The organism is Kribbella sandramycini, assembly GCF_013131805.1.
In the GTDB taxonomy this organism is placed as follows: domain Bacteria; phylum Actinomycetota; class Actinomycetes; order Propionibacteriales; family Kribbellaceae; genus Kribbella; species Kribbella sandramycini.
The window spans coordinates 92,945-105,193 of the sequence record NZ_JABJRC010000002.1 but is presented as its reverse complement, the minus strand read 5'-3'; the positions used below and the strand labels follow the sequence as shown (position 1 = coordinate 105,193).

The window sequence follows — 12,249 nt, the reverse complement described above, 5'->3', positions numbered from 1 at the left end:
CTGGACTCCATGATTACTTTCATCGCCCGCCCTGCGAGAGGAAGTACTCATGAGTCTCCGGCGCACCCTCCGCCTGCTGACCGGCGTCACGATCGGCGCGCTCCTGGCCGCCGTCGCGGTCGTCTCCCCCGCTGCCGCCGCGATCACTGGCGGCTCGGCGTCCAACACGGCCACGACCGTCACCTACCAGTTCTCCTTCACCGGCGCACCGGCGTTCCAGCGCGTGTACGTCGACACCGACCGGAACACCGGCACCGGGTACGCCCAGGGCACGGTCGGCGCTGATTACCTGCTGGAGAACGGGAATCTCTACCGGAGCACCGGCGCCGGCTGGGGCTGGACGCCTGTCCGCGCGGTGACGTTCTCCGCGACGGGCGGCGTCGCGCGCTGGACGGTTGATCGTGCAGATCTCGGAGAGAGCACTTCCCCGAATGACGCTGACCTGGTCTTTCAGGTCGAAGCGCCGCTGGAGAGCTCCTCGAAGTACACGCATGTTTACAGCGGAGGCGGATCGTCCGGGACGGTGAACTACACCGCCGGCACCGACAACTTCGCCAACCCGGAGCGCGGCTTCTACCACCACACCGGCGACTGCGACAAAGCCGACTTCGCGCTGAGCACGCTGCAGGGGTACCGGAGCCAGGGCAACTCGCTGGTGATGTGCGTCTTCTACCTGGCCGAGTACAAGAACAGCGCCATCGGCCAGGCCGCGCTGGATCAGCTGCAGCAGCAGATCGACACCGTTCGCGCCGCCGGCCTGAAGCTGATCCTGCGGTTCGCCTACACGACCTCGACCACTGGGGACGACGCCACCAGGGCCCGGGTCGTCGCCCATCTCGACCAGCTGGCCCCCTACCTGAACTCCGGGAAGGACGTCATCGCCGTCGTCCAGGCCGGGCTCGTCGGGGCTTGGGGTGAGTGGTACTACACGCAGAACTTCGGGAACGCCGGGACGGTCACGGCGACGGACTGGGCGAATCGGAAGGCGGTCACGGACAAGCTGTTGAGCGTCGTCCCGTCGACGCGGATGGTGCAACTGCGGACGCCGAAGTTCAAGCGGACCATGTACACGACGTCGGTCGTTCAGCCGGGTGACGCGTACAACGGCTCGACGAACTCGCGGCTCGGACACCACAACGACTGCTTCCTGGCCAGCCCGGACGACTTCGGCACCTACGAGAACACCGCGGTCGAATACCCGTACCTCCAGGACGAGACGCGCTTCGTCGCGATGGGCGGCGAGACCTGCGCGGTGAACGCTCCGCGTTCGACCTGCCCGACTGCGACGGCGGAGCTGGCGCAGTTCCACTGGTCGTACCTGAACATCGGCTACGAGCCGAACGTGCTGGCCTCGTGGAGCTCCGGCGGCTGCATGGCGGACGTGACCAAGAAGCTCGGTTACCGGCTGCGCCTGGAGAGCGGTACCTACCCGAGTAGCGCGACCCGCGGCGGGAGTCTCCCGATCTCGTTCTCCGTCCGCAACGACGGATACGCGACGCCGTACAACCCGCGGGGGCTCGAGCTGGTGCTGCGGAACACGTCGACCGGGACCAATTACCGGCTGGCGATGTCGTCGGACCCGCGGCGCTGGACGGCGGGTGCGTCGACGAACGTCGCGCAGACGCTGACCGTGCCGACGAGTGTGCCGGCCGGCTCGTACCAACTGCTGCTGAACCTGCCGGACCCGCTGCTCTCCGCGCGGCCGGAGTACTCGATCCGGCTGGCCAACCAGAGCACCTGGGAGGCATCCACGGGGATGAACTCGCTTCTGCACACCCTCACGATCAGCTAGGAGTCTCTCGATGAAGCTGTTCCGCGTGGTCAGCGCGACGCTGATCCTCGGCCTCCTCGGGCCGGCCCAGTTAAGTCAGGCCCAACTCAGTCAGGCCCAACTCAGTCAGGCCCAACTCAGTCAGGCCCAGCTCGCGAACGCCCATCGCGATCCGCTCAGCACCCGCACGTACGCCGCCTCCGACGCCGTGATCGCGAACCCGGAGCGCGGTTTCTACCACCACACCGAGACGCACTACCGGGCCGACGGCTCCGGCTACACGCCACTCGATCTGGCCACCCTGCAAGGGTTCAGAACACAAGAGAGCGTTACCCAGATTCTCCGGGTGTTCTACCTGGAGAAGTTCGCGGGCGCCGACAAACTCGACCGCGCCTATCTCGACCTCGTCCGGGCGGACTTCGCCACCGCCCGCGCGGCCGGGGTCAAGGTGATCGTCCGGTTCGCGTACGCGCAGCCACCCGGCTGGCCGCCGACCACGCCGTACGGCGATGCCCCGGTCGCGCGGGTCGTCAAGCACATCGCCCAGCTGGCGGCGATCCTGCGCGCGAACTCCGATGTGATCGCGGTCGTGCAGTCCGGGTTCGTCGGGCTCTGGGGCGAGGGCTACTACACCGATCACTTCGCCGACCCGGCCGACCCGAGCCAGGTCTCGGACCAGAACTGGGCCGACCGGCGAACCGTGGTCCTGGCGCTGCTGAGAGCGCTCCCCCGCGATCTCATGGTTCAGGTGCGGACGCCGTACATGAAACAGCGCATGCTCGGCCTGCCGACCGGAACGCAGGGAGCGCTCTCTCCCGACCAGGCGTACGACGGCTCCGCGGCCGCGCGGATCGGCCACCACAACGACTGCTTCCTGGCCAGCCCCGACGACTTCGGCACCTACCTGAGCGACCCGATCGAACTCGACAAGGACTTCGTTGCCCAGGACACCAATTACGTCCCCGAAGGCGGCGAGACCTGCGCCGTCAACTCACCCCGCTCGGACTGGCCGTCCGCCGCGGCCGAGATGGAGCGGTTGCACTTCTCCTACCTGAACACCGACTACAACCGTGACGTCCTCGGCAGCTGGGGCGACAACATCAAGATCGCGCAGCAGAAGCTGGGCTACCGGTTGTCGCTGGTCCGCGGTACTTTCACGGCCCGGACCAAACCAGGCGGCGCGGTTGGCGTCGGCCTCGACCTCCGCAACGACGGCTGGGCAGCGCCGTACCGGCAACGGAAAGTGCAGCTGATCTTCCAAGGCGACAAGCAGACTTACCGTGTCGACATGCCGGCCGATCCCCGGCGCTGGGCAGCCGGAACGACGACCACCCTGGACCGAACCGTCTGCGCGCCGGTCAGGCCCGGCCGCTATCGACTGCTGCTCAACCTGGCAGACGCGTCACCACGTCTCGACGACCCGGCGTACGCCGTCCAGCTCGCCAACACCGGCACCTGGCGGCCCGCCACCGGATACAACGATCTCGGCCACACGATCACTGTCGAGGGTCGCGGCCTCGGCGGCGGTTGCGGCGCGAAGCCACAGCTCATTCGCTGAGTCCTCTGCCGTGCGGCCGATGCCAGATCGGTCGCACGGCAGACGCGGCGAGCGGCTCGCCGCTCCTACGCTCCGCCTATGAAACGAATCCTTTGCGGCGTGGTCGCGTTGTGTCTGTTGTCCGGCATGACTCCGGCGGTTGCCAATAGCAACAAATTGACCTGGCGCGACTGCGACGGTGAGCTCGGGGCCGTTGGCGCGCGGTGCACCGAAGTACCGGTGCCGCTCGACTATCGCCGGCCGGACGGGCCGATCATCCGGATCGCGATCGCCCGGCGGGCCGCGACCGAACCCAGCCGAGGGACGCTCGTCGTGAACGTCGGCGGTCCCGAGGCGTCCCGGCAGGGGGTGAATCTGTTGCTGGCGAAGAGTCCGGAGCTGGCCGCCCAGTTCGACCTGGTCGGAATCGATCCGCGCTTCTTCGGCCACAGCGCGCCGCTGGAATGCGGCTGGCGGACCGACCGGTACCTGCGGAGCGCGCAGCACGGGAGCCCGTCCCCGGCGGCGTTTACCGAAAGTACGGCGATCGCCCGCGAGCTGGCTGCACAGTGCGCGCCGTACCGGGATGTGTTGCCGTACGCATCGACCCGAAACATCGCGCGGGACATGGATCGGGTTCGCGAGGCCCTCGGCGTCCCGAAGCTCTCCTACTTCGGCACGTCGTACGGGACCTATCTGGGCGCGGTCTACCTGCAGCTCTTCCCGGACCACACCGATCGATTCGTCCTCGACAGCTCCCACGCGCCGGATTCCTACGGACCGCGGTGGACGCGAGAGACCGCTCTCCCGGATGCCGCTGCGCTGGCCGACTGGGCGGAGTGGGCAGCGGCGAACGACTCTGGCCTGGGCCGTACGAAGGCCGCCGTCCTCGCAACCGTCGACCGGATCGCCGCCGCAACCAAGCGCCAGCCGCTACAGGTCGGCACCCATGAGGTCACCGAGGCGATGCTGCCCGGCCTGCTCCTCACGGTTGACGACACCGACGCGTCGTACGCCGAACTCAGCGCGGCGGTCCGGGTGTATCGAGACGCGGCCGCCGGCCTGCCGGTGACTCCGACGTCAACGCAGGAACAGCGGTTCGCGCTCTACGACCTGGCCGAGGTCGTTCCGGAGTTCGGCTTCAGCGCCACGGTCGCGAACCAATGCGCCGACCGGGCCGCGCCACGCGATCCAGCAATCTACTACCGGGACATCCAAGCCCATCGGGCGGCCGAGCCCCTCTACGGCCCGCTCGCCCGAGACATCTCACCCTGCGCGTTCTGGCCGACCACTCCCATCGAGCCACCCACCGGAATCGCCAACAACCGCCCAGCCCTGATGCTCGCCGCCGAAGGCGACCCCGTCACGCCGTACGCCGGGCAACAGGCCATGCACCGGGCCCTCCGGGGATCACGTCAGATCACGCTCTCCGGCGCGTTCCGGCACGGCGTCCACGGCGTCTCCCGCTGCGTCGACGCCGCCGTCGAGCGCTACCTCATCACCACAAATCTCCCGCCGGCGGACCAAACCTGCCCGGCCGGCTGAGGCCCGCCGGCCCCCTCGACCCCGCCGACCCAACGCTGAATGCGGCTCTCGATCGCGGGCTGGCCGAACAGCGTGACGAGCAGCGCGCGGTCAGCGGTGGCCGGGGCGGATCAGGCCGGATTCGTAGGCGGTGATGGCGGCTTGGAGGCGGTCCCGGGCGCCCAGTTTGGTGAGGAGGTTGCTGACGTGGGTCTTGACGGTGCCGGCGGAAACGGTGAGCTGGGCGGCGATCTCGGCGTTGGTGCGGCCGCGAGCCACGGCGAAGAGGACCTCACGCTCGCGGTCGGTGAGTGCTTCGACGGCGCGGGTTGCCGCGGGGTCGAAGGGAGGTGCGAGGTGGTCCAGGAGGCGGCGGGTGGTTGAGGGAGCCAGGACGGCGTCTCCGGCGTGCACGGTTCGGATGGCGGCCAGCATGTCCTCCGGCGGGGCGTCTTTCAGGAGGAAGCCGCTGGCGCCGGCGCGAACGGCGGAGAGCGCGTACTCGTCGAGATCGTAGGTCGTCAGCATCAGGATCCGGGGCGACGCCGGCCGCGCGGTCAGTTGCCGGCAGGCCTCGATCCCGTCCAGGACCGGCATCCGGATATCCATCACCACGACGTCCGGCCGGGTCCGGCGGACCTCCGCCACGCCGTTCACGCCGTCCCCCGCCTCGGCGACGACCTCGAGATCGTCCTGCGCGTCGATCACCATCCGGAACCCGGCGCGCACCATCACCTGGTCCTCGACCAGCGCCACCCGGATCACAACGACATCCTTGCCATAAGCAACGATCCGCCGCCGGCCCGGGCCGTCAGCTCGACGCTCCCGCCGTACGCCGCCGCCCGCTCTCGCATCCCGATCAGCCCCAGCCCGCCGGCGCCGTCACCCGGCCCGCGTCCGTCGTCCGCCACCAAGATCTCCAGCCACCCCGCAGTACGCCGAACGGTCACCTCCGCGCGCGCCCCCGGCCCCGCATGTTTCAGCACGTTGGTCAGCCCCTCCTGCACGATCCGGTACGCCGCCAGCCCCACCCCCGGCTCTACCTCCAGGTCGTCCATCGTCAGGGAAGCCTCCAGCCCATCCACCAACGTCGCAAGATCTGCGAGACCCAATGCGGGCTCCAGCGACTGCTGGTCAGCACGCAGGACGCCGAGAATCCGCCGCGTCTCCCCCAGCGCCTGTCGCGCGTGCGCACTGATCGCCCCAAGCGCCGCAACTGCGTTACCGGGCACGTAGCGACCACCGTCAGCCTGCGCGATGACCACGGCCAGCGAGTGTGCCACGACGTCGTGCATCTCCCGGGCGATTCGCTGCCGCTCAGCAAGCACAGCCAGCTCCCGCTCGGCAGCCTGGCGGATCCGGTGCAGCGTCCCCACAGCCCAAGCCGCAACCACAGCCGCGGCCAGGGCAGAGCCGATCGCCACGTGGGCAACCAGAGTGTCGACCAACTGCGGCCAAGCAACTCCCCCAAGCACCGCTCCGACCAACCCGGCCCCAAGACCGACTCCGCGAGCCCACCGCGGCCCGTAAGCCGCCGCCGCGTGTACTGCGAGCAGTACGGCGACATCCGCGGGCAGTGCACCGACTGTGTCCCGAACGGTCAGCCATTGCGCCAGCGCGACGACAGCGACCAGCAGCAGACACAGCGCCGGCCGGCTTCGGCGTACGGCGAGTGGCAGCAGCAGAAGCCCCGAGAACAGGAAATGTTCGGCCGGCGCGTGAACACTCAGTGCGAAGACGGCCGTGACTACGAGCAGCGCGGCGGTGACGATGAGGTCGACGGCCGGGCGATGGGAGCGGGACCAGGCCTCGATCCGGTCCCCGATCACCTGGTGAGTATAGGCATTCCTTACTTGGTTGAGGTTTCAGGGACCTACCTTTTGTTCAGCTGTCGTTTGCCGTGCGGTGGCCGTAGGTGGTGAGGATCAGGGCGTTCCGCCTACAGCGTCCAAGGAGCAGTACATGTCCGTCGATCGTCGTTCCGTCCTGCGTGGCGCCGCTGCCGGCGCCGCCGGTGTCGGGTTCGCCACCGTTGGTTCCGTTCCGTCGCTGGCCGAGGCAACCCCGGCCACCCACGGCGGCGGCCACCACTCGGGGTTCCCCAACCACAAGCCGTTCCCGCCGCTCCTCGACGACCCGGCCGGCGTCCTAGCGCTGCCGCCCGGCTTCAAGTACCGCATCGTCACCAAGGCCGGTGAGACCAAGCTGAAGACCGGTCAGCCGACGCCGGACTCGCACGACGGCACCGCGGTCTTCCCGGGCGGCCGGCACGACAGCTACCGGCTGATCCAGAACCACGAGATCAGCGGTAACAGCGCCCTCGGCGTCCCGCAGGTCGCCGGCACCGTGTACGACGCGGGCGTCGGCGCGGCCGGCGGCTGCACGGTCATCTCGGTCGACCGTAACGGCAAGAACCTCGGCGAGTGGGTCGCCATCTCCGGCACGCTGACGAACTGCGCCGGCGGGCACACCCCGTGGAACACGTGGCTGACGTGTGAGGAGACCGAGAGCAAGGCCAACGGCACCACCCGGCTGAAGGACCACGGCTACGTCTTCGAGGTCTGGGGCGACGGCGAGACCGCGCACCCGGTGCCGCTGAAGGCGCTCGGCCGCTACGCGCACGAGGCGTGCGCCGTCGACGAAGACCGGAACCACATCTACCTGTCCGAGGACGCCTCCGGCCCGAACGGCTCCTTCTACCGCTGGTCCGGCCCGCGCGGCTACCGGCTCAGCTCGCGCAGCTGGCGGGACCTGCAGGACAAGGACTTCGGCACCCTGGAGGCGCTCGCGATCCTCGGTGACGACGGCAAGCCGATCCCGGACGTCGCCTACCTGACGTCGGCCCAGTTGCTGCGCCCGTTCCGGGTCGCGTGGGTGCCGGTGCCCGACCGCGACGGCGTGACGACGTCCGTCCGCAAGCAGTTCACCGACGGCCAGATCACCCGCGGCAAGAAGTTCGAGGGCGTCTTCGGCACCAAGGACGGCGTGTACGTCGTCAACTCGTACGCCCAGTCCGGAACGTCGGACCTGCCGGCCGACGCCGTCCCGCACGACGGCATGGTCTGGTTCTACAACTACGCCCGGAAGACGATCCAGCTGGTCACGTACTTCCCGGAGAGCGCGGCCGCCGACCAGGGCGCGAACGCGAAGTTCCAGGACTTCAACTTCGACGGCCCGGACAACGTCACCGTGACGCCGTGGGGCTCGCTGATCCTCGCCGAGGACGGCAACGCCAGCAGCCACGTGCTGAGCGCGACGCCGGGCGGACCGACGTACGCGATCGCCCGGAACCAGCTGAACGACTCCGAGTTCACCGGTCCGGCGTTCTCGGCCGACGGCAAGGTGCTGTTCGTGAACATCCAGTCGCCCGGGATCACGCTGGCCATCACCGGCCCGTGGCGCGACTACCTGGGCTGATCCACCGGCGCCGGCTGGGTTACGGCGTGACCCAGCCGGTCAGGATCGTCGGGCCGTCGTCCGGCGTGCAGACCAGGCGGTACGGCACCTTCGGGACCGGCTTCAGCACGAAGAAGCCGAGCTCGTCGATCCGCGCGGTGGCCAGGACGTCGGCGTCCGTCCGGGCGACGATCTCACCGGCCGCCGGCGGGTCGAGCTGGCCGAGCAGCCCGTCCGGAGTCAGCTCGAGCTCGATCCGCCAGCCCTCGGAGGCGAAGGTCAGCGCGCGCAGCGTCGCGCTCTCCGCCGCCGAACGGACCGGCGCCGGCTCCAGGCTCTCCCAGGCCGAGTCATAGGTGAGCGCGGCCAGCTCGGCGTCGATGGTCCGCCACGCGAACGCGGCCTTCCCGGCGTCGACGAACGCCCGCGGCATGTCCTGGTCCGCGGTCAGCGTGTCGCGCAGCGCCTCGAGCAGTTGCCCGTCGTCGTTCCAATCGGTGTCCGTCATCCCACTCACCTCCTCCGTTCGTCGGCCAGTCCGGCCAGGGCCGGCGTTCGCCGTAACCGTTCCAGGCATCGGGCCCGGTTCGGGCCGATACTGCCGACCGGCATCGCGAGACGTTTGCTGATCTCGTCGTACGGCGCCGGCGGGTCCTTCGTGATCATTGCCAACAGCAACTGACAGCGCGGGGAGAGCTGCCCGAACGCGGTCCGGACGATCGCCCGGCGCTCGAACCGGAGCACCTCCTCCTCGGCCACCGCGGGCTCGACCGCGTCACGCTGCTCGGCCGGGTCGACCGGATCGACCCGGCTGGCCGCGCGCAGCAGCCGGAAACACTCCCGCTGCGCGGTGGTCGCGATCCAGCCGGGCAGCGCGGCGGGCTCGCGCAGACTGGGCAGGTGCTCGATCAGCCGCAGCCAGACGCCCTGACCGACGTCGTCGATATCGGTCGGGGCCAGCCGGTAGCGGCGGCCGATCCCCCAGATCAGCGGCGCGTACCGCTCGACCAGCTCGTCCCAGGCGCCTTTGTCACCGTCGACCGCCCTGCTGACCAGACTGACGACAGTGGGATCGTCCCGCATGCCCCTGTCTCCTCTCCCCCGAGTACTGATACGGAGCGACCTGGGTCGCTGGTTGATACATGAACGTTTACGCTCCGAGCGCGATGAACGAACGGCTTGCCGCATCCGCCACCGGGTCGGTCCCGGCGGCGGCCCGCGCCCTTGCGAACGCCTCGGCGAGCGAGTGGCCATTCTGCAGGTGCGCGTGCAGCGCCGTCATCAGGGGGACCGTCGCGGGGTCGTTCACCGGGACGACGCTGGCCAGGATGCCCGCCGCGCCGAGCGGGACCAGACTGCTGCTCAGCCCGAGCAGCTCGTCGGCGCCGACCGGTTTCGCGAGCCCGGAGTCGCAGCTCGACAGCACCAGCCGGTACGGCGCTCGCTTCAGCCGCTCGAAGTCGTAGACGGTCAGCGGGCCGTCGTCGAGCCGCAGCGACGAGAAGAGCGGGCTGTCGGACCGGAACGTGCCGTGCGCGGCGATGTGCGCGATCCACGCGCCGTCCAGCTCCTTGAGAACCCGCTCCGCGGTCGCATCGCCGTCTCGCAGGACGACGGCGTCCGGGTACTGCTCGGTCAGCCGGGTGATCTCCGCGCGCGCGGCCGACAGCCCCGGCCCGAGCACCAGCACCACTCGCCGCTCAGCCGGAGGCCGCAACCGACGCGCCCGCAACCACACCGCCGCCGACGGCACCACATTCACCGCCCGCCCCTCCAGCGCCGGAATCAACCCCCAAGGCAGCGCCTGCAACCGCGCCGGCGGCACCATCACCACATCCCGATCCCCCAGCACCCCCTGCACCGGCCCCAAGATCGCATCCCCCAGCCGCTGCCCCAGCACCTCCAGCGAAGGCCCACTCCGCGACCGCCCATGCGCGAGCCACCGCAACCGGAACCGCGACCGCTCCACCTCAACCCCAGCCGCCGCCAAACCCCCCACCGGGTAATGCGTCAACTCCCCACCGGCAGCCACCACCGCATGCAAAACCCCATCCACCTCCAACAACTCAACCAACGCACTGTCCCCCAGCGCCCCGTGCAACTCCTGCACGTCAAACAGCCGTGGTGAAAAGGCGGACAGCACCTCAGCCCCCGCCCGACCACCGGCTCCACCGGCTGCAGCAGCACCGGCAGCCGCTCCGGCCGCTCCGCCTGCTCCGACCCCACCGGCAGCTCCAGCTGCTCCAGCCCGAGGCGTCTGGTCGGCGGCTTGGCCGCGGCTGTCGTGCTCGGGAGCTCCAGCAGGCGCCGCGGCGCCGGTCGGGTGGGGATCGGCGCCGGCTCCTCTTGTCTCGCCCCCGGAGGGGGCGCCTTGGGCGTGGAGGGCTCGGTGGCGGACGGCGGATTCGAGGCGGCGGCGGTCGCGTTCGAGGGCTGGGGGGCGGGTGGGTTCGGGGGTGGACTCGAGGCGGCGGACGACGTCGCGAAGTTGGGCGAGGTCTTGGACGAGTTGTTCGTCGTCGGGTGGGCGGACGGGTGGGACGGTGAGGGCGGTGGCGCGCCAGCGTTCGCCCCAGGTGAGGAGCGAGTGCGGGTCGTTGCGGCGCAGGGCGTGCCGGAGGGCGAGCTCGGCGAGTTCGGCGCCGTGGCCGGTGGCGCGGGCGCGCAGTTCGGTGGCGCCCATCATCAGGCGGTAGTCGTCGAGGGCATCCAGGCCGCGCGTGCAGGCGGTGAGCATCCGGCGGGTTTCGCCACGCGCCTCCGCCCGCAGAGCGCGGCCCAGCCAGGCCGCGCTGCGCACCGGCGGCGGGATGTTCTTCGTGAGCCGGCCGGCGAGCTCCAGCTGCCGGTCCGCCGTCCGCAATCGCCCCTCGGCCAACGCCAGCCGGCCGGCCAACAGATGCGCCGCCGCGGCATCCGCGGTGCCGAACTCGTCGAGCCGCCGCGCCGTCCGCACGACCTGCTGCAGCAACCGCGGCCCCCGCTCGCCCGACTGGTAACGCGCCTCCAGCTGCAGCATCGACGCCCGAACCGACCACCACGTACGCCGTTGCGCGGAGAACAACCGCCGTGCGCGTTCGGCCCGCTCCTGCGCGGTCGCCGAGTCGCCGACCGCGAGCGCAGCCCCAGCCGCGGCGAACAACACATCGGCCCGTTTCGCCGCCTGCACGGTCTCCATCCGGCCGCTCGCCTCGTCCGCCTCGGCCAGCGCCTCCGCGGTCAACCCGGCCGCCAGCAGCACCGCGCACCGATCGATCGTGAGATCCGGCCAGACCACCCCGATCGCCTCGAACCCCTGCACCGCCTCCCCCAGGAACTGCAGGGCGACCGGCAGATCCCAGCGCGCGAACGCGACCATCCCGCGGTTCTGTCGCGTCTCGGCGTACTCGAACTCCTGGCCGATCGCGGCGTACAACCGCCCGGCCTGGTCGAAGTCGGCATCCGCCTGCCGCGTCCCGCCGAGCGCGAGCTGGATGACCCCGCGGTAGTTCCGCGACCGCGCCTCCCAGAGCTGGTCACCCGAGCGGCGCAACCGGGTGATCGCGATCCGCAGATCCTCCAGCGCCTCCCGGTGCCGGCCCAGCATGAGCAGGACGTCGGCCCGGCGCAGCAGCACCCGCCCGGCCAGCGCGCCCCGACTCAACTCGACCGCCCGGTCAAGTTTCGCGAGCCCCTCCCGGCTCCGGCCGGCCCGCCCGAGCGTCGCGCCGAGCGTGGCCAGCACGTCCGCCTCCCGATCGGGGACGCCCTTGGCCAGCCGCAAAGCCGTCCGCAGCTCGCGAATCGCCGAGTCGACCTCGCCGAGCTGCCGCAGCCCGATCCCGGTCGCCTGATGCGCGATCGACGCCGTCTCCGCCGCCGGGCTCCCGGCCAGCAGCGTTTGCGCCGCCGCGATCGCGTCATGGGGACGCGACAGCGCCAGTGGCAACAGTTCCTCGGGCACAACCGTCAAGCGAGTCTCCCCCTCTGCGGCGGCTCGGTGGAATGATATCGGCCACAACACCGATCCGAGGGGGGTCGC

The 12,249-nt window shown here is 70.3% G+C and carries 9 protein-coding genes; 4 read left to right on the top strand and 5 right to left on the bottom strand.

What is annotated here, in order from left to right:
• The first annotated feature begins 49 nt into the window (after positions 1-49).
• The 3 genes from HPO96_RS08215 to HPO96_RS08205 all read left to right on the top strand — a co-directional run bounded on the left by HPO96_RS08215 (position 50) and on the right by HPO96_RS08205 (position 4,853).
• Entirely contained in the window at positions 50-1,792 is a 1,743-nt protein-coding gene (locus HPO96_RS08215) for a DUF4832 domain-containing protein (protein WP_171672605.1), read from the top strand.
• 10 nt (positions 1,793-1,802) lie between these two features.
• A complete protein-coding gene (locus tag HPO96_RS08210; RefSeq protein ID WP_171672604.1) occupies positions 1,803-3,329 on the top strand; it encodes a DUF4832 domain-containing protein in 1,527 nt (508 codons plus the stop codon).
• A gap of 78 nt (positions 3,330-3,407) precedes the next feature.
• Entirely contained in the window at positions 3,408-4,853 is a 1,446-nt protein-coding gene (locus HPO96_RS08205) for an alpha/beta hydrolase (RefSeq protein ID WP_171672602.1), read from the top strand.
• Positions 4,854-4,943: 90 nt separating this feature from the next.
• Here the strand turns inward: HPO96_RS08205 and HPO96_RS08200 are convergent, their stop codons facing one another.
• Complete coding sequence (locus tag HPO96_RS08200) at positions 4,944-5,597, bottom strand: response regulator (RefSeq protein WP_171672601.1); 654 nt, start codon at positions 5,595-5,597, stop codon at positions 4,944-4,946.
• Positions 5,594-6,661 (bottom strand): DUF7134 domain-containing protein, encoded by a 1,068-nt coding sequence (locus tag HPO96_RS39545; RefSeq protein WP_171672599.1) that lies wholly within the window; start codon positions 6,659-6,661, stop codon positions 5,594-5,596. The genes HPO96_RS08200 and HPO96_RS39545 overlap by 4 nt, the downstream gene beginning before the upstream one ends.
• 133 nt (positions 6,662-6,794) lie before the next feature.
• Between HPO96_RS39545 and HPO96_RS08190 the strand changes: the two genes are divergently transcribed.
• The gene (locus HPO96_RS08190) at positions 6,795-8,249 is read left to right on the top strand and encodes an alkaline phosphatase PhoX (protein WP_171672598.1); all 1,455 of its coding nucleotides are present in this window, start codon (positions 6,795-6,797) and stop codon (positions 8,247-8,249) included.
• Positions 8,250-8,268: 19 nt separating this feature from the next.
• Here the strand turns inward: HPO96_RS08190 and HPO96_RS08185 are convergent, their stop codons facing one another.
• The 3 genes from HPO96_RS08185 to HPO96_RS08175 all read right to left on the bottom strand — a co-directional run bounded on the left by HPO96_RS08185 (position 8,269) and on the right by HPO96_RS08175 (position 12,171).
• A complete protein-coding gene (locus HPO96_RS08185) occupies positions 8,269-8,736 on the bottom strand; it encodes a hypothetical protein (protein ID WP_171672596.1) in 468 nt (155 codons plus the stop codon).
• A 5-nt stretch (positions 8,737-8,741) separates the two neighbouring features.
• On the bottom strand, positions 8,742-9,311 hold the full coding sequence (locus HPO96_RS08180; RefSeq protein WP_202885758.1) for an RNA polymerase sigma factor: 570 nt from the start codon (positions 9,309-9,311) through the stop codon (positions 8,742-8,744).
• Positions 9,312-9,378: 67 nt separating this feature from the next.
• Entirely contained in the window at positions 9,379-12,171 is a 2,793-nt protein-coding gene (locus HPO96_RS08175) for a CHAT domain-containing protein (RefSeq protein WP_337796619.1), read from the bottom strand.
• Positions 12,172-12,249 lie beyond the last annotated feature (78 nt).

What these genes read in the sequence shown, in the direction of transcription:
- HPO96_RS08205 (WP_171672602.1), top strand. Translation starts at nt 3,408, where the DNA reads ATGAAACGAATCCTTTGCGGCGTGGTCGCGTTGTGTCTGTTGTCCGGC.
- HPO96_RS08180 (WP_202885758.1), bottom strand. Translation starts at nt 9,311, where the DNA reads ATGCGGGACGATCCCACTGTCGTCAGTCTGGTCAGCAGGGCGGTCGAC.
- HPO96_RS08210 (WP_171672604.1), top strand. Translation starts at nt 1,803, where the DNA reads ATGAAGCTGTTCCGCGTGGTCAGCGCGACGCTGATCCTCGGCCTCCTC.
- HPO96_RS08190 (WP_171672598.1), top strand. Translation starts at nt 6,795, where the DNA reads ATGTCCGTCGATCGTCGTTCCGTCCTGCGTGGCGCCGCTGCCGGCGCC.
- HPO96_RS08215 (WP_171672605.1), top strand. Translation starts at nt 50, where the DNA reads ATGAGTCTCCGGCGCACCCTCCGCCTGCTGACCGGCGTCACGATCGGC.
- HPO96_RS08185 (WP_171672596.1), bottom strand. Translation starts at nt 8,736, where the DNA reads ATGACGGACACCGATTGGAACGACGACGGGCAACTGCTCGAGGCGCTG.